The organism is Chryseobacterium rhizoplanae, from assembly GCF_900182655.1.
Lineage (GTDB): Bacteria > Bacteroidota > Bacteroidia > Flavobacteriales > Weeksellaceae > Chryseobacterium > Chryseobacterium rhizoplanae.
This window is the reverse complement of record NZ_FXTC01000001.1, coordinates 487,372-513,307: the sequence shown is the minus strand read 5'-3', so window position 1 is coordinate 513,307 and position 25,936 is coordinate 487,372. Positions and strand designations below refer to the sequence as shown.

Sequence of the window (25,936 nt, the reverse complement as noted above, 5' to 3'; positions counted from 1 at the left end):
TTTTACGATGTTCTACAAATTTAACATAATTTTCTAAATATAAAAATTTTACAGTAAATTTGACAAAAAAATAGCTTGAAAAGAGAGATTAAGACCACAAACGACGGAAGTAAAACATTGTTTATCAGTGAGTTAAATGAAAACTACCATTCTCATCACGGGGCACTTCAGGAGGCCGAACATGTGTTTATTAAAAATGGACTAAATTTGATAAATGATTGCGAAATTAATATTCTAGAACTCGGTTTTGGAACAGGTTTGAATGTTTTGATGACAATTAATGAATATTTAAAAACTGACAAAAATCATGTCATCAACTATTTTTCGCTTGAAAAATACCCCATAAATGAATCCGAAGTTAAGGATTTGGCTTACTTTGAACATTTTGACAACCCTGAGTTTAAAAATATTTATCAGAAAATTCATCTGGCAGATTGGGAAAAGTCAGTAGAAATCATTAGTGGATTCAACCTTAAAAAGATAGAATGTGATTTTTTTGACCTAAAAGACATTGATTTGCCTAAAATCAATCTGGTTTATTTCGATTGTTTCGGTGCCAGAGTACAGCCTGATCTTTGGGAAAAGCCATTATTTGAACTGGTTTCTGACAAAATGGCCATTAACGGATTATTAACTACCTACTCTTCTAAAGGCAGCGTAAGAAGAATTCTTCAGGAACTGAATTTCCAGGTAGAAAAAAAACAGGGACCTCCTGGAAAGAGGGAGATGATTAATGCTATCAAATTATAGGATGGAAGTTGGAGGTTTACAACCGACTGTTTTATTAATATTGATTTTTTATTTTAAAATAATAACTAATATATAAAGATACGTTGATTCAATATTATTAAAAACAGATAGTATTAAACTTCCAGCTTCGCACTTCCAACTTCCAGCTTTTTTCAACAAAATTTCTTACATTAGCTATACAAATATTATACATTATATATATGATAGATAAGATCAACATTAGAGTGTATGCGTGTGCAGTAAAAGATAAACAAGTTCTGACTTTATTTGAAGAATATGCCGGCGAACCTTTAATGAAATTTCCGGGTGGCGGATTGGAATATGGTGAAGGAGTACTGGAATGCCTGCATCGCGAGTTTGATGAAGAACTGAATGTACAGATCAATGTCCTGGAACATTTTTATACTCAGGAAAACTTTCTGGTTTCCCGCTTCAAAGAAAACGAGCAGCTTCTTACCATATATTATATAGTGGATATAGTGAATGAAGAAGATTTTATTATTATGGATCCCTGCATTGAAAAAACAGAATGGATTGATATCGACAGACCAGACAATCCTTTCCCTCTTCCGATAGATAAAATTGTATTTGATAAATTAAAAGAAAAATTCCTGTAAGTATTCTTACAGGAATTTATATTATTTCTTGACTTTAAAATCGCTTGCTCCCGGATAAGGCTGCAGATATCCTGAATTCCAGTTGGACTGAAGTAATGACTCTACAAATTCATCAGTTCTGTTTTTGTGTGGATCGTATTGTTCTTTCAGATCAATATCGGCCATTTTTCCTTTTACATTCCACCAGAAAGCACTCCATCCGCCTCTCAGTTCTTTAATGATTTCATAAACATTTTTCCCGGTAGCCCTGTTCATCAGCTTTGCAAAGACCTGTCCTTCGGTAGTAGTAAGATCTCTCAGTTGCTTTTCATACTGATCTGCCAGCATATTCTGTCGTTCTCTTACAAATTTTCTTTTAGCCTTGCTATCCATATCATTCATATCTTTCTGGATATCTCTGTACTGTTGTAATGCAGTAACAAATAACGGATATACTCTGTACAGCTTTTTATTCAGAAAATAGTAGTAATTTTTATCCAGCTGGTTATTAAACCTCGGTTTATTAACCAAAACCAATTCGTCTAATACAACTACAGGTTCGCCATTGATTTCGTAAATCTTGACTTTTTGCTGCTCGTCATAATAATATTTATTTCCAAATTCATCTGTCTTCAAGGATTCAGCCGGATATTGATTGAGTGGTTTTGCCACTACACCATCCTTTTGGCCAAAAACACTGACTCCAAAAAAGAAAATAAAAAGGCAGATAATCTTACTAAAATTCATTATTTTTACACTTATAAGAACGTAAATTAAACGCAAAAATCATTCCTTTTTATGAAATTTGAAAAGAAATCTTTGAAATTTTTAGAGAAATATTTAAATACATCATCTCCAACAGGTTACGAACATAAAGGACAAGAAGTCTGGATGGACTATATTAGACCCTATGTTGATAAAATAGAAGTAGATCATTATGGAACCTGCTATGGAATTATTAATCCGGAAGCTGAATTTAAAGTAGTGATTGAAGCACATGCTGATGAAATTTCATGGTACGTCAATTATATTACGGACGACGGATTAATCTATGTGATCAGAAACGGAGGCTCTGATCAAACGATCGCTCCTTCAAAAGTTGTACATATCCACGGAGAAAACGGGATTGTAAAAGGAGTATTCGGATGGCCGGCTATTCACACGAGAACGAATCAGAATGAGCCTACCCCGAAAATCGAAAACATCTTTATCGACTGTGGCGCTACTTCCAAAAAAGAAGTGGAGGAAATGGGAATCTTTGTAGGATGTATGATTACTTACCCGGACGAATTCTTCGAAATGAACGACAGGTATTTTGTCTGCAGAGCGCTGGACAACAGAATTGGCGGATTCATGATTGCTGAAGTAGCAAGACTTTTAAAAGAAAATAAAAAATCAATTCCATTCGGGCTTTATATTACCAATTCCGTACAGGAAGAAGTGGGTTTATATGGTGCTGATATGATTGCTGATACTATCAAACCGAATATTGCCATTGTAACAGATGTTACCCACGATACTACCACTCCAATGATTGAAAAGAAAAAAGAAGGAGATCAGAAATGTGGTGCAGGTCCGGTAGTATTCTTTGCTCCAAGCGTTCACCATACAATCAGGGAATTGATTATTGACACAGCAAAAGTTAAAAAAATTCCTTTCCAAAGAGCTGCCGCAAGCAGAGCCACAGGAACTGATACAGATGCTTTTGCCCATTCCAACGGCGGGGTACCAAGTGCTTTAATTTCCTTACCTTTGCGTTATATGCATACTACGGTAGAAATGGTGGCTAAGGAAGATGTGGCTAATGTTATCAAGCTAATCTATGAAACAGTTCTTAAGATTAAACCGGAAATGAAACTGAAATATCATTAAAATGAACTTAATTTCTGGTTTAATTAAAAAGCCAACTTTCATCTCTATTGTATTTATTATATTGACAGGGCTTGGAATTCCATTAATTGTTTATCAATTATTTACACTTCATCCAAGTGGAAGTTTAGGAATCACAATAGAAATAATTTTCATGTTAATTCTATTTGGATTTTTAGTTATTGACAGGTTTTTAATCAGAAATATCAACAATAAAAAGTTATCTGTCATAGAAGTGATTGTAATAACAGGATATCTTACCTATTATTATTTTACCCATGACCGTTCATTTTCAATAGGATAATAAAGTAAAAGTATAAAAAGTAAAAATGAAAACGAAGCTTATTGCTCCATCCCTTTTATCAGCAGACTTTGGGAACCTGCAAAGAGATATTGAAATGCTGAACAACTCTCAGGCCGACTGGTTTCACATTGATGTGATGGACGGCAGATTTGTACCCAACATTTCATTTGGTTTTCCGGTAATGAAAACTGTTCAGCAGCATGCCAAAAAATTTGTAGATGTTCACCTTATGATTGTGGAGCCTGAGAAATATGTTGATGAATTCATCAATCATGGTGCAGACCTTATTTCTGTTCATTACGAGGCTTGTACTCATCTTCACAGAACCATTCACCACATTCAGAGTAAAGGAGTTAAAGCGGGAGTTGTTTTAAACCCTTCCACCCCGGTATTAATGCTTGAAGACATCATTGCAGACGTGGATCTGGTATTGTTAATGAGTGTAAACCCAGGATTTGGAGGTCAGAAATTCATTGAAAACACTTACAAAAAGATTGCTGAAACTAAGGACCTGATCTTAAGCAACAACTCTACAGCACTTATCGAAATTGACGGTGGGGTGAATCTTGACAATGCTTCTAAGCTTTTTGAAGCCGGAGCTGATGTTCTTGTTGCAGGGAATGCTGTTTTCTCGGCAGAAAGCCCTGAAAGAACGATTGAGCTTCTAAAGATTTAATAATTATCTTTATCATAAAAACAAAAGGCAGCCAATGGCTGCCTTTTCTCTTGTTTGAAATGAAGTCTTCCTGGTTATAAATTTTTTTTCAACATTTTGAATGTTAAAACGCTGTTTTGTCTTGCTAACATTACAAATATCTGAATAAAACCATAGGTATACATCCGTAGAAATACTGAATCTGTCTTTACGTACTTTTACTTATTCAGGTCCTTTCAAACTTCCCTGCTCCAGACACAGGCACAGACTACAAAAATGATGGAAATGACAGAAAAGATCGTTCTTATATTATTCAGAAAATTCCACCTGTTTTCAAAATTATCACGCATCTGCCTGATCGCTTCTGTTGCAGAACCGGAGATATCAAACTTATCCAGTGCATCATTCATCGGAACATTTCCGGCAACCGTCACTCCAAAAACCCCGATCAGATAAGCCAGTGCCGCCAGAAGCAGAAAAATAAAAGCAGGCTGATGTCCGCGGAACAAAAAGGCAGATACCGGAAGGAGAATCGCTGTTCCCATAAAACTCATGAAGAAAACCGGGTTCAGAATTTCCCGGTTGATGTTCTGCATCGCTTTCAGATATTCTCCATCAGAAAGCTTTCCCAGTCCGAGAACTACAGAACATGAATAAGCATAGAAAAGTCCTCCTATCAGAGCAGTGAGGACAGCAGTAATGATCAATACTAATGTTGTCATTTTCATATATTTTGATTTTGGTTATCAGGATAGAATTAATAAGGATTCCATTTTTTAATAATATTCTGGGCCGTAAGAATCATTTCGGGATCCCAGTTCTCTGTTTTAAAATAATGAAAATCCTGATCTTTGATGACCCCAGCTCCTGCCCCATCAAAAAGAAGCCTTGTAAGCCTCGACTGTTCTTCAAATAAAGCCAGATCTTCTAAAGGCTTCTCCGGAAGTTGTATTTGCCACTTGTTCCAGCTGCTCTTTTCTTTCTTTTTCCCATCTGAAGCTTCAATTATTGCTTTAACTTTATTGAAATCATTCAGAAAATTTTCTTTGTCCTCTTCTGTTTTCAGCGTATGGCCCAGCCTTTCAATAATACTGTATTCCAGATTTTGACACTTTGCCAAAACAGAGGGTAAAACAGAAAAAATCTCTTCAGGAATAACATCATCATGGGTATCCCTCCTCACCTGCTTTTTTCCATACACACTCTCCTGCCAGCTTCCTCCGGAAAGATGAATCTCTTTCACCTTATCCAAAGGGTACAGATCAATTATTTCCTGCATTTCTACTCCAAAATTACAGGATTGACAATAAATATTATGAAGATCAAGAATCAGAAAGCCATTGGTATCTTCCGTTAGTTTATCCAGAAACACTCCTTGTTCCGTGACATCATCTACGGAAAATGAAAAAGCCAGATTTTCTATACCTACAGGAATATCCACAGCCTCCTGAAGCCTGTACAGCCTGTCTTTTCCTATCTGTAAAGTTTTGGGATGCAGAGATACCGGCAATGGCACTCCCTGGTGAAAGTTTTCAGTATTCATGAAGCCAAAATGCTCCGTGATGTGATTATATTTCCGTAAACTGACTTCTTCTTTTAGCTTTTGCAGCCATACTTCCTGCCTTTCTGTCCACCTTGCATCAAACAGCGAATAATAGACTCCATGCCCTATCAAACGCTCATTCTCAGCATAAAAATTCAGCAGATCACGAAGCCAATCCGGTTCATTGGTATGGTAAAGGGTATCAAAGGACCATTCAAGAACATCAACAGCGTTGTTCTGCAGCAATGGCAAAACAGCAGAAACAAAATCAGCTTCTGCCATAATTGATATTCCTAACAGTGGTTTTTTCATCTTTTATCCCATTCCACAAGCCGGGCAGCCATAGCCACGAAGAACAAGCGTATCTTTTTTTACGATGGGTTTAGGAGTTCCCGGTTTTTTCTTTTCAACAGTGTCGGGTGCTGTTGCTTTTTTTACTTTTTTTACAGGCTTTTTAGTTTTAGCTTCAGGTTTAGTGCTTTGTGCAGAAACTCCTACCGCCAATAAACTCGCCATTAATACTACTGGAATTTTCATAATTGCTTTTTTTCAGATAAAATTTACAATAAACGTTCCATTTATCTAATCCAATCTATTCAAACTTTTATTGTAAGTTCAAAATGATATGTAAATAGTTTTTAGTTTAAATCATAAAAATACAATAATAAAGGAAACGTTCTGATAATAATTATGAGTAAATATTGAGAAATTGTTGTGGTAATGTTTTCTTTATTTATATTTAATGATAAAATAAAACTATATATGAAAAGCAGTCTGATTAAAGCTGTTTTCCTGGGGTTGACATTATCGGCTTATCATATCAACGCACAGGTTCAAACAGTTGACAACAGCAAGAAAATGGAATGGTTTAAAAATGCCAAACTGGGTATTTTTATTCATTGGGGAATCTACTCGGTGAATGGAATTTCCGAATCATGGTCATTCTTCAACAATTATATCAATCACGAAAATTACATGAAGCAGCTGAATGGTTTTTCAGCTTCAAAATACCAGCCGGAACAATGGGTAAACCTTATTAAAGAATCCGGAGCTAAATATGCTGTTATTACAACCAAACACCATGACGGAGTTTCATTGTGGAACTCTAAGGCTGAAAAGGCGATTACTATTTCCGGACAGGCATTGGCCAAAAAAGATGTTTTAAGTCCTTTTGTTTCTGCTTTGAAAAATTCAGGATTAAAAACAGGACTCTACTTCTCTTTGCCGGATTGGAGCCATCCTTATTATGATATCAACACCCGGACAAAAAAACGCTACGAAATAAAAGACGACCCGAAACGATGGCAGAATTTCATCAGTTATTATCAAAGTCAGCTTAATGAACTTTCTTCTCTGTACTCGCCTGACCTTCTTTGGTTCGATGGAGATTGGGAACATACTTCCGAGGAATGGAAGGCTTCTCAGACACTGGATCTGCTTAAGAAATACAATTCCAATATCATTATCAATTCAAGGCTCAACACTCATGGGGATTATGATACTCCTGAACAGGGAATTCCTGTCATTCCGCCACAAAATCCATACTGGGAGCTTTGTTATACTATGAATGATTCCTGGGGATATCAGCCTTTCGATAAAAATTATAAAACACCTAATATGATTGTCCGAACTCTGGCAGACGTGATCAGTATGGGAGGAAATCTTCTGCTTGATATCGGACCCAGATCAGATGGCACCATTCCCGAGGAGCAGATTGAAATTCTGAAAAATCTTGGCCGCTGGACCTCCAAAAATAAGCATGCCATTTATGAAACAATCCGTGGTATTCCTTTTGAAAATTATAAAGGGAAGTCTTCTTTATCCACCACAAAAAAGTCTTTATTTCTTTATCTGGAGGAAGCCAAAAACTTCACAAAGATTTATGGACTGGAAACAAAGCCTACTTCGGCCAAGATTATCGGAGATCCTTCTGCTGTCATCAAAACAGACTACAATGCTGAAAAAACACTGACATTGAATTTTTCCAATGTAAAATTTGACAAAGATGTCACCGTTGTCGAGCTTACTTTTGATGCTCCCCCTGTATTTCTGAAAGATTTTAAGAAAGAAGAGCATCCTCTTCTCAAAATACTTGAAAACAAAAATACTCAGGAAGCAGTCTATGATATCACCAATATGCTATATAATGGTCATAATCTCCCAACTTCATCAGGGTTAACCAGTGATGGTCTTGACATGAAAATCAAAAAAACACCCAACACCAATCAGGAAATCCTGCAATGGATAAGCAAACATGCAGAAGCACTTTATGAAACTGAAAAAGGGTTACCGGATGGGCATTATTCAGGAATGAGTGCATTATCAAAAGATAAACAGACACTCTATCTTTTTGTGGAAGGAACACCTACAGGCCCTATTGCCCTTAAAGGAATAAAAAATGAGATTGCAAGAATCAGAGTTGCAGGAGAAGGCACGATGCTCTCACACACCATTTACAACAAACTGTATTGGAGCGCACGGCCGGGAATTATTTATATTGATATTCCAAAGGAAAAACTTGACAGGCAAATGACTGTCATTGCGGTGTTATTAAATAAACCTCTTGAGCTCTACAGAGAAAATGTGGGTGCCATTGAAAACAATCTTTAATAGAATACCAAGATCATAAAAAACAAAATCCGGAGAAAATTCTCCGGATCTTTTATTTTGTAAGATGATTTTCTTAGAAAATCTCTCTTCCTGAAAAATGGAACTGAGCTTCGATTAATGCATTCTCGTCAGAATCTGAACCGTGAACTGCATTTTCTCCGATGCTTCTTGCAAACATCTTTCTGATTGTACCTTCAGCTGCTTCTGCAGGATTAGTAGCACCGATTAATGTTCTGAAGTCTTCAACTGCATTATCTTTTTCTAAAACTGCTGCAACGATAGGACCAGAGCTCATGAATTCTACCAACTCCCCATAAAATGGTCTTTCAGCATGTACTTCATAGAATTTTTTTGCATCAGCAACTGTAAGCTGAGTTAATTTTAAAGCTTTGATTTTAAAACCTCCTTCAGCAATCTTACCCAATATAGCACCGATATGTCCGTCAGCAACCGCATCAGGCTTAATCATAGTGAATGTAATGTTAGACATAAATGTATATTTTTTTAATGGCGCAAAATTACAAAAAATATCTTTGATTTTTATTTTAATTTTTTTTTAACATAAAAATAACTTTTATTAAGAAATCATGAACCAATCTTTGGCACAGTAATTGTTTATTCTATTGCGATTCTCATGTTTAATTTGAGTTTTCATGGTTATTAGTTTTTACCCAGCTTCGGCTGGGTTTTTTATTTTCAAAAATAATAGCCATTTTTTATCAATTCAATAATTTTAAAGGCCATAAAAAGACATATTTAGTAATATTATTGCTTTTACTTCAATTAATAGAATAACCGGATTTTCCATAATATCATTTTTTCTGTCAACTAAAATATGCCAAAAGTGGAGTTATCTGCCAAATTTGTCACATCAAAAAGTAGAGTTATTTAAAAAGCATATTTTTTCCGTAAAAATTCAGAAAACAAATCATAGAAAAACAGCAAACTTCTAAAGATGTGAAATTTTGACCATTAAAAAATAATATCTAAGAAATATTATTCTGACATGATAACAATAGAATATTTACAGATTGTCCGAACTAATCTGTAGCAGTTATAATAGTATAGAAATTGATATGGCTATTTCTGAGAAGCTTCTTCCGCCTCATCCATCAATTTAATATAAGTAGAATAGCGCGAATGCTGTATTTCGCCTGTTTCAAGGGCATCAAGAACGGCACATTTCGGTTCATTCACGTGAAGGCAGTTATGAAATTTGCACTCTTCTCTCTTTTTGAAAATCTCAGGAAAGTAATGCTGTACTTCTTCTTTTTCAATATCAATCATGGCAAATTCACGGACACCAGGGGTATCAATCACATTTCCGCCAAAATCCCAGAAGTGCATCTGTGCAAAAGTTGTTGTATGTTTTCCTTTCAGATGGGTATCTGAAATTTCGGATGTTTTTAAATTCAATCCAGGCTGTAAAGCATTTACCAGAGTTGATTTCCCACAACCTGAGTGCCCGAAGAATACTGAAGTTTTATTTTTAAGGATTTCCTCCAGCTGATCAAGATTCAGTCTTGAATAGGAAGAGATTTCCAGGGTCTGATATCCAATTTCCTGGTAAAGGAACTCTATATCTTTTACAATTTCTATTTCTTCTCCATGGAGAACATCAATCTTATTAAAAAGAATCAATGGTGTAATATTATAGGCTTCACAACATGCCAGAAATCTGTCCAGAAATCCCAAGGATGTTTCAGGATGCTTTAAGGTAAAGATAAAACAGGCCAGATCAATATTGGAAGCAATGATATGGGCTTCTTTTGAAAGGTTTACAGATTTTCTGATCAGGTAATTGGTGCGTGGTTCAATTTTCGTGATCCAGGCAATATCATCCTGTTCCAGTTGAAACTCAACAAAATCTCCTACAGCAAGTGGATTGGTAAGCCTTGTTTTTATTAATTTGAATTTCCCCCTGATTCTGGCCTCGAAAATTTTATTTGTTTCCAATTCCAAAACCTGGTACCAGCTGCCTGTAGATTTAATGATTTTTCCTTTCATAGATAATACTGGTGCAAATATAAGGAATTAGGGCTTAGAATTCGGGAAATAGGTTAAAAACACATGTTTCTATTTTCTACATCCTGAGGTCTAAGCCCTAATTAATATTTTTTGCTGTAAACAGATAATCGATTTCAGGAATTAAATCTACTTTTCTTAAAACCTAATCTTTTTACCGCTGTCTGTAATTTATCTCTTATCGATCATAATGCTATTCTGAACTTCAATAGATTCTTCGTGAATTGCTTTAAATACTTTTTCAATAAATTCCTGAGACATTCCTGTTTCTTTTGCTTTTTGAGTAGCGTATTCAGTGATTACTTTCCAACGTTCAGGCTGGAAGATCGCAATATCATTCTCCTTTTTAAGCTTACCGATTTTTTCAGAAATTTTCATTCTTTGAGAAAGAAGTTCAATTAACTGGAAGTCAAGATCTGAGATTAAGGTTCTGTGTCTACCCATTTCTCCTTCAAAGCCCGCAAGATTAGAGCTTCTTACTTTCAGATTACCAATAAGGTCTGCAAGAACTTCCGGAGTAATCTGCTGAGAAGCATCACTCCACGCTTCATCAGGATTGCAGTGTGATTCAATGATCGCTCCCTGGTATCCTACGTTAAGAGCTTCCTGAGTGATATCAGCAAGACCTGTTCTGTTTCCGCAGATATGTGAAGGGTCAATCAGCATTGGAATATTGGGAAACTGGCTCTTGAAGTCAAGGGCAATCTGCCAGTTCGGGTTATTTCTGTATTTTGTTTTCTGGTATGTTGAAAATCCTCTGTGGATTACTCCCAGGTTTTTAATATCCTGACCTAAGAGTCTTTCCAATGCTCCGATCCATAATGCAAGATCCGGATTCACAGGATTTTTCACGAATACAGGTTTATCTGTACCTCTTAAAGCCATTGCAATTTCCTGTACTGTAAATGGATTCACTGTAGAACGCGCTCCGATCCAAAGAACATCCACATCTGCTTCCAGAGCGGCAAATACGTGGTGTGCATTAGCAACTTCGGTAGCTGTTTTGAAACCATACTCTTCTTTTACTTTTTTTAGCCAGTTCAAACCGATCACTCCTACTCCTTCGAAACCGTTTGGTTTGGTACGAGGCTTCCAGATTCCAGCACGGAAAACCGATACATTGGTATTGGATTCTTTAATTCTCCTTGCAGTTTCAAGCATCTGAGCTTCACTTTCCGCACTACATGGTCCCGCGATCATTAGAGGTTGTGTAAGCCCATCGATCCACTCATTTTTCAAATCATTTAAATTCATATTCTAAATTTTATTGTTTTTTTATATAATTTTTTCGTTGACAGCAATAGCCCTTTGGATTATAAAATTTAATTTATAATTCTTTTCAAAAAATGCCGTTCAAAAATTGTTTAAAGGAATCAGGAAAATAATAGGGCTCTACTTCTCCTGTATTTTTTGGAAAGAAATTCAGTTAACAGTACCAATAAAATCGGTAATACGTTCTGAAATTTCTATAATAAGAAGCAGAAAAACTAAAATAACCGCTAAAAAAATAATTAGCGGGTGCAAAAAAAGACAGATATGTGTTAGTCAATTTTTCCATTTTATTCTAGAAATGCGTTTGTTTTAGCCTTTCTGGTTGTATTTTTTTCTTGTCGAAAACATATTTTCAACAGAAATATTTGACAAATATATAAAAATTATGTCAAATCAAACTTCATTAAATCATCAAGATCTTTTAAAAGTGGATTTTTTTCGATCATTTTTTCAAACAGCTTTCTCTTGGTCACTACCTCAATCTTCAGATTTTCAACGTCTCTGACGTATTCTACCTCAATCATATGGTTTTGAATTTTTCTTTTAAAATGATTAAAAAATTCTCCGCTTATTTTATCAAATTCAACTTTGGCAGAATCTGAAGGGAATAAAACTTTGATTTTATTTTCCTCAGCTTTCTCCAGTTTGAAGGTTTTTACTGCGTTAAATACAAAGTTATTTTTTACCTGAAGCTGTTTAAGCATAATTTTCCATTCCATCTGCAGATCTGTATCTGTAAAATGGTTTTGAGGAAGGTTTTCAGTTTTCACAACAACATCTTCTGTTGCTTCTGCTTTATCTTCTTTATTCAGGAAAGAATTGATGCTGAAACCGGAAGAGATTCCCGGTCTGGATAATGGTTTGGTTGTTTTAGTTACAGAAACTACCTCTGCTTTTTCTAAAACTGCAGGCTGTTGTTCTGTCTTAACTTCTTTTTTCTCCGGAGTTTTTTCCGGCATTTTTATCTCCTGCTTCTCACTAAGAAACGGAGCCAGAATCAGGAACTTTTTTTTTTAGTATCGCCTAAATTAGCTGTCAGTGAAGCCAGCTGCATTAATGCAATTTCAACCGTAAGTCTTGGATTTTTGGAATTTTTATAATTAATATCTGCATGGTTGCAGATTTCAATGCCATCAATCAGCTGCTGGGCGGCCCACTTCTGTCCCTGTTCTATAAATTTAGATTTTGTCTTCTCTCCCACTTCAATGAGATCAATAGTAGAAGTATTCTGCGCCATCATCAGATCTCTGAAATGATTTCCTAATCCGGCAATGAATATGTGGGGATCAAATCCTTTTTTTACAATTTCATTGAATGCAAAAAGCACTTCAGGAATTTTGTTTTCCTTGGCGAGATCTACGATATTGAGATATTGATCATAATCCAGAATATTCAATACTTCGGCTGCTTTTGCCAGCGTAATATTTTTCTGAGAAAAGGTTGAAAGCCTGTCGAAGATAGAAAGCGCATCTCTTAATGCACCGTCAGCTTTTTGAGCAATCAGGTACAATGCGTCATCTTCGTACTGGATATTTTCCTTCTGGGCGATATTCTTGAGATGGTTCTGAATGTCTTCAATAACAATTCTCTTGAAGTCATAGATCTGGCAGCGGGATAAAATTGTTGGGATAATTTTATGTTTCTCCGTGGTTGCCAGAATAAAGATCGCATGGGCAGGCGGCTCTTCCAGTGTTTTAAGGAAAGCATTGAAAGCGGCAGAAGACAGCATATGAACCTCGTCAATAATATACACTTTGTATTTACCGACCTGAGGTGCAAATCTTACCTGATCTATCAGTTCCCTGATATCATCTACAGAGTTATTGGATGCAGCATCCAGCTCATAGATATTATAAGCAAAGCCGTCTTCTGAAACCGAGCCATCCTTCTCATTGATCTTTCTTGCCAGAATTCGGGCACAGGTAGTTTTACCTACACCACGAGGTCCGCAAAAAAGCAATGCCTGAGCTAATTGGCTTTCTTCAATTGCATGTTCTAAAGTATCCGTAATATGAGATTGCCCTACAACCGTATCAAACTCCTGAGGACGATATTTTCTTGCAGATACTATAAAATTTTCCATTGGTCAAAAATAAGAAATATAGTTTTAATTTGAAAATTAAAAGTTTTCAAATATCAACAAAAAAACATTTCTGCTTAAATCGGAAAACTTTTAACCCTTACTTTTTTTTGCTGTATGCAAAGTCAATCAATTCAACAATAGCCCCTTCAATCTCTTTTCTTCCTTCTTCAGTTTTCAGATCAATACCACAGAATTTATTGGCATTATATCCTGTATAAAGGTTAAGATAGTAAGCACCGGAAACAATCAGAGCCATAATTGCTCTGTGCCTTGTTGCCACACCTTCTCCGAAGTAAGGATCTGAGATATTTCCAAACAAAACCTCTCCTACATCTTCACGTTGTTCAACCAGTTTTTTAAGAATAGGCTTGCTTTCTGAAAGTTCCCAAAGGATAATTTTCTGAAGTTCTTTATTTTTCTTCAGGTTTTCAAATTGATTAAGTACAACCATTTTGGTAAGTTCATGTCCGCCGTCGGAAAAATCCATATCGACATCCTGATTGACCTGGCTCCAGTAATCCTGAGATTTGATATATTCATCGATCAGTTTATCAGTACTTCCAAAGTACTCATAGATCAATTTTTTATCAAATCCGGCTACCGCAGCAATTTTACTTACTTTTAATCCGGAGTACCCTTTTACTCTTAAAATTTTACCAACTGCAGCAAGCAGTTTTTGCTTTGTTTTTTCTTTGTCCCTAATGGGGCCCTGCACTACTTTTCTAGGCATAATTATTATTTTTTTGCAATATGCAATTTTTTATTAATATCATCAAACGCATTCAGCGTTTTGTCGAGATGTTCTTTTTCGTGTCTGGCAGTTACACTCATCCTTATACGCGCATCTTTTCTTGGTACAGCCGGGTAAAGAATCGGGTTGGTATAGATTCCTTTTTCTATTAGTAGTTTTCCGGCTTCTCCTGTTACATAAGGATCTCCAATTTTTACGGGAATAATTGCGGAACACGTAACTCCGGTGTCCAACCCTAAATCATCAAGCCCTTTTTTGAAATAATTGATATTGTTCCAGAGTTTTTCTCTCCAGATAGGTTCTTCGTCTATTAAATCAATGGCTTTAACAATTCCTGCGGATGATGGCGGAGCTGTTGCTGAGAAAATCTGCTGACGGGATTGGAATCTGATAAATGCTGCTATTTTTTTATCGGCAATGACATATCCTCCCAGGTTACCAAACGTTTTACTGAATGTTCCAGTGATGATGTCTACTTTATCCAGCAATCCGGCCTGTTCCAAAGTACCTCTTCCTGTTTCTCCAAGGATACCGACACCATGTACGTCGTCTACCATTAGAAAGGCATTATACTTTTTCACAAGATTGTAGATCTCATTAATACGGGAGGTATCACCATCCTGGGAATACACTCCGTCCACAATAACGAGTTTCGTACGGTACAGATTTTCAGATACCTTCAAAATGTGTTCCAAAGATTCCAAATTATTGTGCGGAAATGTTTTTTTATTGGTAAAAGCACATCCTTCGTGCACACTGGCATGTACTGCCATATCTAAAATAGCCAGGTCTTCTTTCTGCATCAAACATTGTAAAGAAGCGCTATTAGCTGTATAACCCGTAGTAAATACTACGGCTTCGTCTTCTGTTCTTTTAAAAAAACTTGAGATTTTTTTTTCCAAGGCATTGTGGTAATCAAAATACCCACCGATAAGAGGAGTAGCTCCTGTTCCTGTACCATATTTTTCGATTCCTTCAATAGCAGCCTGTTTTACTTTTGGGTGCTGCGTAAATCCTAAATAATCACTTGATACAAAACTAACAAATTCTCTGTTTTGGTTTGCAATATTTACATTCAGTATTGCATTGGTTCCTGAAGTGTTCTTCAGTCTGTAATTCATGTGTCCGTTAGACTTTACATAGTCTAAATATTCATAAAAAATTTCAGCCCTTTGAGCCATATCATTATCTGGTATATTCTCAAAGTCTTTAATAGTTGCTGTTGTGAAATTGATGCTCATCCTTAATCTTGTTTGTTGTGGTTTAAAAGAAACAAATATATAACTATTTAGAGGGCCTAAACGCCTGCATTAAGATTAAATATTATTAAAGACACAATAATTTATTCTTATTATCTGGTAACCAAACTATTTTATATATCTGTATCTTTTTAACATTCTTTTTCCTATTGAATTAATTAGTTTTTTCTTACCTAAATTTAATAAAAAAAGTAAACAATAAAGAAATATTAATATATAAATAATAAAAAAAGCCGATTATTTTTTACAACCATCTCATTTATAAAAGATTATTTTAAACCTGTTTTGTGATGATTATTCACCAAAATGACCCTTATAACGGGAAATCCGGCATGATTAAATCCCTACCGAGAGAGGAGAATCGTCATAAATTCCCTCCTACAGCAATTTTAAAGAAAAAAAATAAGCAGATTAAAACTTGTTACAATTTCTGAATTCTCCGGGAGTAGAGCCCGTCATTTTTTTGAAAAATTTTGAAAAGTTGGATGGATCATAGGTAAAAATACGGGCAATCTCTGCTATTGATTTATCGGAATTAATGAGCATTTGTTTGACCTGTTCTATAATTTTTCCATCATAAAAATAACAGGGATGCTTTCCCATTTCTTTTTTTACCGTATCGGTTAGGTGTTTATGAGAAACTGCAAGCGCTCCGGCAATTTCGTTCAGTCCCATAAAATCCTGAACAGTCCCGGAAATAACATCCTGAATATGTTTGTCCAGAAAGGTAAAATATTGACGGGTAATTTCTTCACTTCTTTTCATCATTTATTGTTTTTGCTAATCCGTATCAAGGTATAAATTTAATTATAAGATACAAAACAACATGGTGAACTTTTCGGATATTTCAAGCTAAATAGTTAATAAAAACTGTCTTTGAAGGCTTGTGTGGAATTTTTTACTTTCAGTTTTTCCAGAATATTCTGCCGGTGCCTGCTTACAGTATTGACACTTATGAAAAGCAGCTCTGCAATTTCCTTGCTGGCATAGCCTTCCCCTACAAATTTTAAAACTTCCAGCTCTCTTGGGCTCAGGATATTTTTATAATCAAGTTTATCTTTTACAACAACTTCTCCTTTTATTGTATTGATAATCATAAAATCAGAAACCGTAGATGAAGTAAGGGCAATATTATAAAGACAGAGAGCCAGTCTCAATCTGCCATTGGAAGGCGAATACACATAAAACATACGGTGTTTTACCCAACGGTACTCTTCATTTTTATCCTTCATCCTGATTTTTGATACGACACTGTATTCTGTACGTTGTTCCATTTCCATAGCCTCCAGTAATTTGAAAAAGCGGAGTTCATGGATATACTTCTTCAAGCGGTCATCAGGATGGATTTTTTTCAGCATCTCTTCTTCCCAGATGGTGTCTATTTCTGTTGGATTTCCGCCCATAGTCAGCCCAAGTTCTCCAGCCGCTGCAGATTTATAGATATAGCTTTTATTGGCCTGCATATCACTCAATACACAGATCGCTCCTTCCATCTGGGAGTACACAAGCGCTCTCTGCTTATAGACTTCTATATCAAGCATGCATTTTCCGGATGCGTTATCGAGCAATTGATCGCTGAGCTGTTTACGGATCTCCATAATGGTTATTTATCAGTATTGACGCGAATGAGGTTTAATAATACTTTTGCTAAAATAATAATTTACCCTTAGAATTTATCCAAAGAGAATGAAGAAGTTGATTTTAGGCTTTTGTGCCCTATTCCTGATTCAAAAGCTTTCTGCCCAGAGCCTTGAGAAAATGACCTGGTTCAATGAACCTGAAAAATGGGAAATCAAAAATAACAGCCTTTCGATGTTTGTAACGCCGCAGAGTGATTACTGGAGAGTTTCACATTATGGATTTACCGTAGATGATGCCCCATTTTATTACACCATTTATGGCGGTGAATTTGAAGCAAAAGTAAAAATCACCGGCAGTTACAAAGCCAGGTTTGATCAGATGGGTCTTATGCTGAGAACTGACAAGGAACATTACATCAAAGCCGGAGTGGAATTTGTGGACGGTAAGTACAACCTCAGCACTGTTGTGACCCACAACAAAAGTGACTGGAGTGTCATAACATTAGAAAAAACACCTCCTGCAGTATGGATAAAAGCAGTAAGAAGGCTGGATGCTGTGGAAATATTTTATTCTTTTGATGATAAAAATTACATCATGATGCGGAATGCGCCTCTTCAGGATAATACTCCGGTAATGGTTGGTTTAATGGCCGCCTGCCCAGACGGACAGGGATTCAACGCTGTCTTTGAGAACTTTAAAGTAAAACATCTGCCGGATGAGCGCAGACTGAAGTGGCTTGAAACTCATAAATAACGATTGAATTACACTTCAATATACAATCAGTTTAGTTCGCCTCCCGTCTATGGGAGGTTTTGTCTATTTAAAATGTTTTTTGAACCGGACAATAAAAAAGAGGCCTTGCTTTTCATGCAGCCTCTTTTGCTTTTGAGATAAAACCGTTTGTGTTCTTAGAATCGTTATTTATACAATAAATCTTTTTTATTCGTTGTGAAAATATTTTTGCAAAAATATGAATATTCATAAGCCTTGGCAAAGATACCATGTAGAATTTACCTCAGTCTTTTGTCAAACTTTTACTACAAAAAGCAATTAAATTCAGCTAAAAACTGTTCATCAGGAAATTTTTTAATAAAAACAGAAAAGCATCAATATTTATTAATTGCAAAACCCTAAAAGCAATCACAGACCCGGCACAGCACTGACATTGATAGGAATATTTTCAAAATGAATGCAGTATAAATTTATCACTTATTATTGAAATATCATAATGTTTCCGAAAACTTTCTATACCCTATCGTCTGTACACGGAGATAAAACTTGTACAAAACAGATTTTGCGATACTGATTTATCTCCATAATTTCACTATTTTTACACAATCAAAAAATATAAAACACAAAAGACCTGAAAACTTCAATGATAAAAATTTATATTCAATCGTTCCTGCCCATTAAAAAAACATTGACTTGTACAAACATTATTAACCGTCTTTTGCATTAATGCAGGAGATACAGATCAGTTTTGCACATATATGAGAGTTTGGGCATTTATATTTGCTTGCATCTATTTAAACATTCATGGACAGAGCCACACTTCTACGTGGTACAACATAGACAATGGGCTTCCGCAAAGTAGTGCAAAGGCCATTGTCAAAGACAAATATGGTTTTATCTGGATCTCCACAGAGAATGGTCTTGTACGGTATGACGGGAGTTCGTTTATTACGTTTAATAATTTCAAAGTAAACAATGTTCATTTCGGAGAATTCATTGGTGATCCGCTTCTGGACAGCATTACAGTCCTTAATAATTTCCAGGAGAATAAAATCATTATTAAAAACAGATTTCCAAAAATTTCCAATCTCAACGGTAATGATAAAATGGCTTTTTCTAATGGCAATACTATTGTACAGCGGATTGCCAATAATATTATAACCTCAAGCTTCTATAATGATATTCATTATTTTATACAGTTTAAACATTCATCCTATTATTTTACAGAAAAGAATGCCATTATCTATAAAGAGGGAAAAAAGGAGACCAAAATAGCAATCCCTTTTACCAATAAAGATCTGAACAATACTTTTGTACTGAATGAAACACTATTTATTAATGATCTGAAGAAAAGAAAAACCTATTCTATTCATAACGGACAGCTTTCTGTTTCTGAAAAACCAACACTTTTTAATCATCCGGACACCAAAATCTATTGGCAGCAGGTTACCAATCAGACTTTTATCATCAATCATGATAATATTTATATTTTAGAAGGCAATGAAAAGGATCTCCGCTTACAATTTCTTATTAATTTTGAGGAAATAGGCAATCACTCCTACTGTTCTATGTTCTATGATAAAGACTTTAATAAACTTTATCTGGGAACACTTAATAACGGGCTTAATGTGCTTAAGCTTACCAATTATTATATTTCGAAAAAAGAAGCAGATTTTTCCAACAATGTGTATTACGCTTCTCTCCCATTCAGTAAAAGTACCATCATTGCGGAGGACGGAACAGAATTTGGAAAAAATGGCATTGTGAATAAACACCTGTTCGGGTGCAATGACAATTATCTGATGATGTATGATGATTCCGAAAACATTCTGATCCGAAAGAGAAACAGTATTATCAGGTATTACAAAAATTCAGGGTATAAAAAGAAGGATTCTGCTTTCATCGGTAAGGGATTTGAAAGTTTCATGAAAAGCGGAAATCTGTATGGAATTACGTTTACGGATCTTTCGGGTACTCAACTTCGTCTCTATAAAAACAATCTTTTTACCCATCCGGATTTCATTTATAATTTTAAAAGTTTTGTCAATATTTTTTTCCAATACAGCGACCATGAAATTTTAACCGGGAATAGTGATGGTTTGTATTCGATCAAACTGGGGAGCAATACAATAACTCCCATCATCAAAAATATTCATGTTAAAAGTATTTTCAGGACTAAGGATAATCTGATTTGGATTACTACGAATAAAAGCGGGTTTTATCTTTTCAAAAACCACAAACTCATTAAGATGCCGAATGACAGGAATGGCCACCTGCAATCTGCTCATTATATGCTTGAAGACCAAAAGGGTGCTTACTGGATTTCCTCCAACAATGGTCTTTTCAAGGTTCCTAAAAAACAACTGCTTCAGTACGCAGAAAACAGAAAAACGCCGGTCTTTTATTACCGTTTCACCAAAAAAGACGGCTTTCTGACGAATGAATTCAATGGCAGTTCGGAACCTAATGCGTATGCTTTGGAAAATGGGGAATTCGTATTTCCTTCAATGGACGGCTTTGTGTTTTTCAACCCGAACAACATTCGGACTTATTATCCGGAAAGGAATAAAATCTATATTGAAAGGGTAAAAATAGGAAATGCTGAACCTCAGTATTTTCATCAGACACTTGATTTAAAGAATGATTATAAAACTGCGGATGTTTTTATAGATATTCCCTATTTTTCTAATCCGGAAAACCTTTACCTCGAAGGAAAAATATCGGGAAAAGAAAATACTGATTGGGAGCAGATTGCAACAGGAAATGAATTAAAATATACCATCAGCAATCTTTCTCCGGGTGAATATACACTTAGTATAAGAATTCTTATTTCTCCTGAAGGAAAATATGAGGTTAAAACAATACGTTTCAATATTGAGCCACTTTTTTATCAGACATTGCTGTTCAGAGTGGCTGCTTCTGTTATTATACTGATCATCATCATTGTGATTGTTCAACTGACCACCAACTTTTTAAGAATAAAAAATAAAGCATTAAAGCAAATTGTCCATAATAAAAACTCTAAACTGAAAGAAACGTCCCTTCATCTTGAAGTGGTAAAAAGCAACCTACAGAAAGAAACGGAATATCAGAAAAAACTGGTGGAAACCATCAGTCACGATATCACCACTCCTATCCGGTTTATCGCCATGCTTTCTCAGAAACTTCATGAGTCTGATGATGTGGAGCTTCAGAAGAAATATTTTGACAGTATTTATAAATCTTCAGAGCAGCTTTACCAGTTTACGCTGAATTTAAAAGAATATACTGAGCTTTACAAAGCAGAAAATATTTTTGAAGAAAAAGAATACCCTATCAACAAAATCCTGGAAATCAAAAACAGGCTATTCTGTGAAATTGCCAAAGAAAAGGGAACAACAATCACCCAACTTACTGAACGCACCGTGTATTCTAAAGTAAACGAAAGTATTTTGACCGCCATTATTCATAATATTCTTGATAATGCCGTGAAAAATACTTTTGAAGGAAACATCAACCTGAATATTACAGAAAACCAACAAAAAACTACAATCATAATTGCTGATACAGGTACCGGAATGTCTGCTGAACAGATTGCCACTTATATGAACCTGTTCAGAAATCCTAAGCTGGAAACCCCCAGCTTTAAAGGGAAAGGTCTTGGTCTGCACATGGTTATCCATCTGGTAAAAAAAATCAACGCTGAAATAAGTTTCAGCCAGAACGAGCCTTCGGGAACGGTTGTGAAAATAATACTCAATAAAAACTAGCCTCTATGAAAGAAAGAATTTTAATTGCTGATGATCATTACGTTGTAAGGGCAGGAACCTCTCTGGTTCTTGAAACTGCCTATCCGGAGTTGAAAATAGATTTTGCAGAAAACTATGACCAGGTGAAAAAAAAGCTTGAGAGTTCACGTTTTGACCTGCTTATTTTAGATATTGATATGCCTGGAACACAGTATAAAAAAATGATTCCGGAGCTTAAAAACATACAGAATGACCTCAAGATTCTTATTTTCTCAGGTTATGATAAGGATGTTGCCATCCAATATATCAGAGAGGGCGCTGAAGGTTACCTGAATAAGCAAAGCAGTGAGGATGAAATCAAAAATGCAGTGAAAACGGTAATCGAAAAAGGATATTTTTATCCTGCAGAACTGATTGGCCTTATTATTCAGAACAAAAGAAACAATCCTGTAGAAAAACTGTCATCCCGTGAATATGAAATCTTCAAACTCCTTGCTGATGGAAACGGAAATCTTGAAATTGCCAACAGGCTTAATATCCAGATGTCTACCGTGAGTACTTACAAAAAAAGAATTTTTCAAAAGCTTGATGTCACCAACATTGCAGAGCTTATCAAGGTATATGAAATGATGCATTAATAAAAGGGGCCGGAACCCTTATTATATTCCTGCCCCCGAAAAAACACAAATTTCATTAGTTTTTAAATTAATCCCTTGGATTTTGTATATTTTTAATCATTGTATTTTTAGAATCATAAGACGGTTTATCAGTACAATCTCTGCACAGAAAGAAACAGTTCTCTTGTATTATCAGAAGCATTAGAATCTGTAGTTGTAGCATCACTGCTGCCTGTTGTAGATTTATTATCTACACGGAATGCATAATACACTCTGTACCACCTTGGCTCCGGTTCCTGTATCGTAATATCAAATGTTACCGTTTCATTATGGGATTGTGTAAGATAAACACCATCATCAAACTGTCTGTAAGCTCCTGGTGATAATTTAATATTTCCATTGTCCGAATCTCCGGTATGGGTAGACATTTCCGAAACCCAGATTTTCACATCTGAAGTTCCTACATTATAAAGTCTTGGATTAAAAGTAGTAGCGGCCCCTGTACCTGCTGAACTGCTGTTAAATTGAGCATCAAGTCTCAGAAAACCTCCCAACACAGGAAGATCAGAAAGGTAGGAGCTGGCCAGTGTACCAGCTCCTGAGGTACCCGCAGGAATGCTTCCATGATAGTAGATCAGGTCTCCAATGGTAATATCATCATCTTTACCTCCAAATGCAAACTTCCAGGTGGTTCCATTGAACATATAATATCCGGCTTTATCTACCTTTGCTGTCTTCACAGAAGGCATCGTCACAGCCTGAGTCACATAGACCAATGCTCCGGTCTGCGCTGCCAGGTAGACATCATCTTTAGCTTTCAGCTGATCTCCAGTCATTCTTGGAGCCATTACACCATCAGGAACAGTTGTGACATCCGGTTTGCCTTCCACATGTAATGTTACTTTAGGAGAATCCGTATTGATGCCAACCTGTGAATACATAGCAGTTGAAATACAAAGCATAATGCCAATAAGGGGTAATTTTATTTTCTTCATTTTAGTATATTTGTTAAAAAATTATTTGATTTATTTAAGAAGTGAATAAATCATGTGGATCAATTGATAGGTCATCAATTAACCCTTGTTGAGCTAGCTGGTGCAAAGTTATCCGGGATAATAAATCAAATTTCTGAATAACTAATGAAAAACCGGAAACGGCTCATAAAAACACAAATAACTAACAATCAGCATTTTATTACAGTCATTTTTTGACATCTGACTGCTATAAAGCGTATTGAAATGATTTAAAATTATCCGTTACCACAAATGAATACCGCAAAAGACATAAAAATTGAACAGTACAAAAGACAGCTGGTGTATTATTACAATATTCTGATGTCTGTTATTCTTGCTGTATTTGGGTTGATATTTACTTTTATCATCCCGGATAGAGTAATGGCCTGGTATCTTTTTGGAGGACTTTTTTTAATGGTCTACACTTACCTGATTGTTCGCAAAACGTATTCGATAAATGTAATGGTACATTCATATATTATCATTGCAACGCTTTTTAATTTTTATATCATGCTTGCTTTCTGGAACAACTCTATTGCAAGTTTTGTCTGGCTTATCCCGATTCCACTGGCAGCATATGTTTTTTTTCAGAGGAAATATGTCTTTATTTACAGCCTTTTTGTGCTCTTGAATATTATAACAGGATATCTTATTTCAAAAAATTTCAGCTTTGATTTCCCATTGCACAGTCAGGATGATGTAAGAATTACAGATACTATCCTTATGGTTTCCAATGTAGCTGTAATATCCCTTCTGATCTACTTTAAGGATAAAATAAAAAGAGTTGAAATTTATCATGAAATTGAAGAGAAAATCCTGAATCCGGAAGTTCAGCCCACCTTTGTGACAGAAAAAGCTCCTTTTGCAGATGAACTTTTTGAGAAAATTGAGCTTGTCATGAGAGAAAAACAGTTGTATAAAGATGTTAACTTCAATATTTCAAAGCTTTCTGCAGAAATGGATATCAACAGCAGCTATATCTCCAAATCAATCCGTGCAAAGGGATATCCCAACTTCAATAATTACCTGAATATGCACAGAATTGAATGCGTAAAAAGGCTGCTTACTGAAAATGATATTGAGAAGGTAACCCTTATGTATATTTATACCGAAGCTGGGTTCTCAAACCAGTCTACTTTCAACAGAGTCTTCAAACAGATGGAAGGCATTACCCCTTCCGAATACATCAGCAGTTTACAAATCCACTGATTTGTTTCACCAATACATATGATTGAGATAATGATTTTTAGATTCGGAAAATAATCATGAAATTTACATGACTTAATTTTTCTGTCAAACTGCTGCATTTTAATTGCAAAAAAATCATGAATTCATTTGAAAAAGCCAATCAGGGAAGCTCACGTTTCCGATATATAAAACTTTGTATTTTCTTTTCAGGACTTTCGGTTTTTGCACAGCTTTATCTTTTCCAGCCCATGCTGCCTATGGCTGCAGAACAGTTCGGGGTGTCTGTAGGTGATACTTCCCTTCTTGTATCTTCCTCCACAATAGGTATGGCATTGGGGTTACTGTTTTTCGCTTTCAAAGCAGACAGTTATTCCAGAAAAGGTCTCATGGTCTTTTCATTGATTTCATCTGCTCTGCTTACCGTTATTTCTACCTGGATCCCAAGTTTGAGCCTCCTGATCGCTATCGGGGTACTGAAAGGTTTTGTTGTTTCCGGAGTTTCGGCAGTTGCGCTGGCCTATCTCACAGAGGAAGTAAATGCTTTGGCAGTACCTGCAGCCATCAGCATGTACCTTAGTGGTAACACCATCGGTGGAATGAGCGGAAGAATAATGGCTACCCTTCTTGCAGGTGAATTCGGATGGCGGAATGCTGTTCTTTTTATCGGGATAGAAAGCTTCATTCTGGGGGCTGTATTCTGGAAACTGTTTCCGGAATCAAGGTTTTTCAATCCACAGAAAACAGATTATCATCTTAAGGTAAAACAGATGAAGTTTTTCCTGACTAATCCTTATATGCTTCGATTATACTGCACAGCTGCTCTACTGATGGGTGTTTTCGTGAGTGTTTACAATTATCTGACGTTCAGACTGGAAGCAAAACCATTTTCGTTAAGCCATTTTATTATTGCTTTTATCTTTCTCATGTATATTTTCGGAGTTTTTGGAACGATGATCACAGGCCGTCTTTCCAGAAGATTTCCCATGAATGATATCCTGAAAGGTTCTATCTTATTTATGCTCACCGGCGCGGCATTGTTATTATCTGAAAACATTTATATACTTATTTTCGGACTCGGCCTTTTTACCCTTTCCTTTTTCGCAGCCCACACGATGGCCAGCCAGATGACTGCGTTGTATGCCAAACGTGGGAAATCTTCAGCCACTTCTATTTACTGGTTATTTTACTATTTTGGGTCCAGTATTCTGGGCAGTGGTACCGGTTATCTCCTTCATGCTTATTCCTGGAATGTCTTTATAGGAATCCTTATCGTAGCCGTTATTACAGCCCTTCTGCTCACTACGGCTAATGTAGTGCCTAAAGAGAGAACAAAAAACTAGTACCACATACGTACCACATC

At 35.8% G+C, this 25,936-nt stretch carries 25 protein-coding genes; 11 read left to right on the top strand and 14 right to left on the bottom strand.

Annotated features, from left to right (window positions below; genetic code table 11):
• The first annotated feature begins 75 nt into the window (after positions 1-75).
• Entirely contained in the window at positions 76-750 is a 675-nt protein-coding gene (gene mnmD, locus FN817_RS02270; RefSeq protein WP_142716535.1) for a tRNA (5-methylaminomethyl-2-thiouridine)(34)-methyltransferase MnmD, read from the top strand.
• Between the two features lie 200 nt (positions 751-950).
• Positions 951-1,367, top strand: coding sequence for an NUDIX domain-containing protein (locus tag FN817_RS02265; RefSeq protein WP_047384430.1), 417 nt, complete (start codon positions 951-953; stop codon positions 1,365-1,367).
• A gap of 21 nt (positions 1,368-1,388) precedes the next feature.
• On the opposite strand, the gene FN817_RS02260 is transcribed toward FN817_RS02265, so the two are convergent.
• Entirely contained in the window at positions 1,389-2,093 is a 705-nt protein-coding gene (locus FN817_RS02260) for a DUF4294 domain-containing protein (protein ID WP_047422668.1), read from the bottom strand.
• Between the two features lie 51 nt (positions 2,094-2,144).
• On the opposite strand from FN817_RS02260, the gene chrP reads away from it, so the two are divergent.
• From chrP to rpe, 3 genes are read left to right on the top strand one after another with little or no spacing between them, the layout of a single operon-like run.
• The gene (gene chrP / locus FN817_RS02255) at positions 2,145-3,218 is read left to right on the top strand and encodes a chryseobasin maturation metalloprotease ChrP (protein WP_142716534.1); all 1,074 of its coding nucleotides are present in this window, start codon (positions 2,145-2,147) and stop codon (positions 3,216-3,218) included.
• Between the two features lies 1 nt (position 3,219).
• Positions 3,220-3,519: a hypothetical protein gene (locus FN817_RS02250; RefSeq protein WP_047422666.1), complete on the top strand. Its 300-nt coding sequence runs from the start codon at positions 3,220-3,222 to the stop codon at positions 3,517-3,519.
• 25 nt (positions 3,520-3,544) lie between these two features.
• Positions 3,545-4,195, top strand: a complete 651-nt coding sequence (rpe, locus tag FN817_RS02245; protein ID WP_047375387.1) for a ribulose-phosphate 3-epimerase — start codon at positions 3,545-3,547, stop codon at positions 4,193-4,195.
• A gap of 215 nt (positions 4,196-4,410) precedes the next feature.
• Here rpe and chrI read toward each other — a convergent pair whose 3' ends face one another.
• The 3 genes from chrI to chrA are packed head-to-tail and all read right to left on the bottom strand — an operon-like array spanning position 4,411 to position 6,254.
• Positions 4,411-4,896 carry a chryseobasin maturation helper ChrI gene (gene chrI, locus FN817_RS02240; RefSeq protein WP_228451445.1) on the bottom strand — a complete coding sequence of 162 codons (486 nt, stop codon included), beginning with the start codon at positions 4,894-4,896 and terminating at the stop codon, positions 4,411-4,413.
• A 35-nt stretch (positions 4,897-4,931) separates the two neighbouring features.
• The gene (gene chrH / locus FN817_RS02235; RefSeq protein WP_142716532.1) at positions 4,932-6,029 is read right to left on the bottom strand and encodes an MNIO family chryseobactin maturase; all 1,098 of its coding nucleotides are present in this window, start codon (positions 6,027-6,029) and stop codon (positions 4,932-4,934) included.
• A gap of 3 nt (positions 6,030-6,032) precedes the next feature.
• Positions 6,033-6,254: an MNIO class RiPP chryseobasin precursor ChrA gene (chrA, locus tag FN817_RS02230; RefSeq protein ID WP_142716531.1), complete on the bottom strand. Its 222-nt coding sequence runs from the start codon at positions 6,252-6,254 to the stop codon at positions 6,033-6,035.
• 225 nt (positions 6,255-6,479) lie between these two features.
• On the opposite strand from chrA, the gene FN817_RS02225 reads away from it, so the two are divergent.
• The gene (locus tag FN817_RS02225; RefSeq protein ID WP_142716530.1) at positions 6,480-8,327 is read left to right on the top strand and encodes an alpha-L-fucosidase; all 1,848 of its coding nucleotides are present in this window, start codon (positions 6,480-6,482) and stop codon (positions 8,325-8,327) included.
• 73 nt (positions 8,328-8,400) lie between these two features.
• Here the strand turns inward: FN817_RS02225 and FN817_RS02220 are convergent, their stop codons facing one another.
• From FN817_RS02220 to FN817_RS02180, 9 genes are all read right to left on the bottom strand, one after another.
• The gene (locus FN817_RS02220) at positions 8,401-8,817 is read right to left on the bottom strand and encodes a nucleoside-diphosphate kinase (RefSeq protein ID WP_034687444.1); all 417 of its coding nucleotides are present in this window, start codon (positions 8,815-8,817) and stop codon (positions 8,401-8,403) included.
• 590 nt (positions 8,818-9,407) lie between these two features.
• Positions 9,408-10,334 carry a ribosome small subunit-dependent GTPase A gene (rsgA, locus tag FN817_RS02215; protein ID WP_142716529.1) on the bottom strand — a complete coding sequence of 309 codons (927 nt, stop codon included), beginning with the start codon at positions 10,332-10,334 and terminating at the stop codon, positions 9,408-9,410.
• Positions 10,335-10,523: 189 nt separating this feature from the next.
• Entirely contained in the window at positions 10,524-11,606 is a 1,083-nt protein-coding gene (locus tag FN817_RS02210) for a chorismate mutase (RefSeq protein WP_142716528.1), read from the bottom strand.
• 401 nt (positions 11,607-12,007) lie between these two features.
• A complete protein-coding gene (locus tag FN817_RS23350) occupies positions 12,008-12,583 on the bottom strand; it encodes a hypothetical protein (RefSeq protein WP_228451444.1) in 576 nt (191 codons plus the stop codon).
• Between the two features lie 38 nt (positions 12,584-12,621).
• Positions 12,622-13,707, bottom strand: a complete 1,086-nt coding sequence (gene dnaX / locus FN817_RS02200; protein ID WP_047422659.1) for a DNA polymerase III subunit gamma/tau — start codon at positions 13,705-13,707, stop codon at positions 12,622-12,624.
• A gap of 97 nt (positions 13,708-13,804) precedes the next feature.
• On the bottom strand, positions 13,805-14,437 hold the full coding sequence (locus tag FN817_RS02195; RefSeq protein WP_047422658.1) for a TetR/AcrR family transcriptional regulator: 633 nt from the start codon (positions 14,435-14,437) through the stop codon (positions 13,805-13,807).
• A 5-nt stretch (positions 14,438-14,442) separates the two neighbouring features.
• On the bottom strand, positions 14,443-15,699 hold the full coding sequence (locus FN817_RS02190; protein WP_047422657.1) for an aminotransferase class I/II-fold pyridoxal phosphate-dependent enzyme: 1,257 nt from the start codon (positions 15,697-15,699) through the stop codon (positions 14,443-14,445).
• 429 nt (positions 15,700-16,128) lie between these two features.
• Entirely contained in the window at positions 16,129-16,485 is a 357-nt protein-coding gene (locus FN817_RS02185) for a helix-turn-helix domain-containing protein (protein WP_142716527.1), read from the bottom strand.
• 92 nt (positions 16,486-16,577) lie between these two features.
• A complete protein-coding gene (locus FN817_RS02180) occupies positions 16,578-17,315 on the bottom strand; it encodes a helix-turn-helix transcriptional regulator (protein ID WP_142716526.1) in 738 nt (245 codons plus the stop codon).
• 88 nt (positions 17,316-17,403) lie between these two features.
• On the opposite strand from FN817_RS02180, the gene FN817_RS02175 reads away from it, so the two are divergent.
• The 3 genes from FN817_RS02175 (at position 17,404) to FN817_RS02165 (ending at position 22,396) form a co-directional block, all read left to right on the top strand.
• Positions 17,404-18,051 (top strand): DUF1349 domain-containing protein, encoded by a 648-nt coding sequence (locus FN817_RS02175; protein ID WP_142716525.1) that lies wholly within the window; start codon positions 17,404-17,406, stop codon positions 18,049-18,051.
• Positions 18,052-18,788: 737 nt separating this feature from the next.
• Positions 18,789-21,779, top strand: coding sequence for a sensor histidine kinase (locus tag FN817_RS02170; RefSeq protein ID WP_142716524.1), 2,991 nt, complete (start codon positions 18,789-18,791; stop codon positions 21,777-21,779).
• Positions 21,780-21,784: 5 nt separating this feature from the next.
• Positions 21,785-22,396: a response regulator gene (locus FN817_RS02165; RefSeq protein WP_047422652.1), complete on the top strand. Its 612-nt coding sequence runs from the start codon at positions 21,785-21,787 to the stop codon at positions 22,394-22,396.
• 128 nt (positions 22,397-22,524) lie between these two features.
• Here FN817_RS02165 and FN817_RS02160 read toward each other — a convergent pair whose 3' ends face one another.
• Positions 22,525-23,370 carry a hypothetical protein gene (locus FN817_RS02160; protein ID WP_142716523.1) on the bottom strand — a complete coding sequence of 282 codons (846 nt, stop codon included), beginning with the start codon at positions 23,368-23,370 and terminating at the stop codon, positions 22,525-22,527.
• Between the two features lie 270 nt (positions 23,371-23,640).
• On the opposite strand from FN817_RS02160, the gene FN817_RS02155 reads away from it, so the two are divergent.
• Together FN817_RS02155 and FN817_RS02150 are read left to right on the top strand one after the other, a co-directional pair.
• Positions 23,641-24,597, top strand: coding sequence for a helix-turn-helix domain-containing protein (locus FN817_RS02155; protein WP_142716522.1), 957 nt, complete (start codon positions 23,641-23,643; stop codon positions 24,595-24,597).
• Positions 24,598-24,713: 116 nt separating this feature from the next.
• A complete protein-coding gene (locus FN817_RS02150) occupies positions 24,714-25,916 on the top strand; it encodes an MFS transporter (protein ID WP_142716521.1) in 1,203 nt (400 codons plus the stop codon).
• Positions 25,917-25,936: the final 20 nt, after the last annotated feature.

Coding starts and splice junctions, on each gene's coding strand:
- FN817_RS02265 (WP_047384430.1), top strand. CDS start 951: ATGATAGATAAGATCAACATTAGAGTGTATGCGTGTGCAGTAAAAGAT.
- FN817_RS02260 (WP_047422668.1), bottom strand. CDS start 2,093: ATGAATTTTAGTAAGATTATCTGCCTTTTTATTTTCTTTTTTGGAGTC.
- chrP (WP_142716534.1), top strand. CDS start 2,145: ATGAAATTTGAAAAGAAATCTTTGAAATTTTTAGAGAAATATTTAAAT.
- FN817_RS02250 (WP_047422666.1), top strand. CDS start 3,220: ATGAACTTAATTTCTGGTTTAATTAAAAAGCCAACTTTCATCTCTATT.
- rpe (WP_047375387.1), top strand. CDS start 3,545: ATGAAAACGAAGCTTATTGCTCCATCCCTTTTATCAGCAGACTTTGGG.
- chrI (WP_228451445.1), bottom strand. CDS start 4,896: ATGACAACATTAGTATTGATCATTACTGCTGTCCTCACTGCTCTGATA.
- chrH (WP_142716532.1), bottom strand. CDS start 6,029: ATGAAAAAACCACTGTTAGGAATATCAATTATGGCAGAAGCTGATTTT.
- chrA (WP_142716531.1), bottom strand. CDS start 6,254: ATGAAAATTCCAGTAGTATTAATGGCGAGTTTATTGGCGGTAGGAGTT.
- FN817_RS02225 (WP_142716530.1), top strand. CDS start 6,480: ATGAAAAGCAGTCTGATTAAAGCTGTTTTCCTGGGGTTGACATTATCG.
- FN817_RS02220 (WP_034687444.1), bottom strand. CDS start 8,817: ATGTCTAACATTACATTCACTATGATTAAGCCTGATGCGGTTGCTGAC.
- rsgA (WP_142716529.1), bottom strand. CDS start 10,334: ATGAAAGGAAAAATCATTAAATCTACAGGCAGCTGGTACCAGGTTTTG.
- FN817_RS02210 (WP_142716528.1), bottom strand. CDS start 11,606: ATGAATTTAAATGATTTGAAAAATGAGTGGATCGATGGGCTTACACAA.
- FN817_RS23350 (WP_228451444.1), bottom strand. CDS start 12,583: ATGCCGGAAAAAACTCCGGAGAAAAAAGAAGTTAAGACAGAACAACAG.
- dnaX (WP_047422659.1), bottom strand. CDS start 13,707: ATGGAAAATTTTATAGTATCTGCAAGAAAATATCGTCCTCAGGAGTTT.
- FN817_RS02195 (WP_047422658.1), bottom strand. CDS start 14,437: ATGCCTAGAAAAGTAGTGCAGGGCCCCATTAGGGACAAAGAAAAAACA.
- FN817_RS02190 (WP_047422657.1), bottom strand. CDS start 15,699: ATGAGCATCAATTTCACAACAGCAACTATTAAAGACTTTGAGAATATA.
- FN817_RS02185 (WP_142716527.1), bottom strand. CDS start 16,485: ATGATGAAAAGAAGTGAAGAAATTACCCGTCAATATTTTACCTTTCTG.
- FN817_RS02180 (WP_142716526.1), bottom strand. CDS start 17,315: ATGGAGATCCGTAAACAGCTCAGCGATCAATTGCTCGATAACGCATCC.
- FN817_RS02175 (WP_142716525.1), top strand. CDS start 17,404: ATGAAGAAGTTGATTTTAGGCTTTTGTGCCCTATTCCTGATTCAAAAG.
- FN817_RS02170 (WP_142716524.1), top strand. CDS start 18,789: ATGAGAGTTTGGGCATTTATATTTGCTTGCATCTATTTAAACATTCAT.
- FN817_RS02165 (WP_047422652.1), top strand. CDS start 21,785: ATGAAAGAAAGAATTTTAATTGCTGATGATCATTACGTTGTAAGGGCA.
- FN817_RS02160 (WP_142716523.1), bottom strand. CDS start 23,370: ATGAAGAAAATAAAATTACCCCTTATTGGCATTATGCTTTGTATTTCA.
- FN817_RS02155 (WP_142716522.1), top strand. CDS start 23,641: ATGAATACCGCAAAAGACATAAAAATTGAACAGTACAAAAGACAGCTG.
- FN817_RS02150 (WP_142716521.1), top strand. CDS start 24,714: ATGAATTCATTTGAAAAAGCCAATCAGGGAAGCTCACGTTTCCGATAT.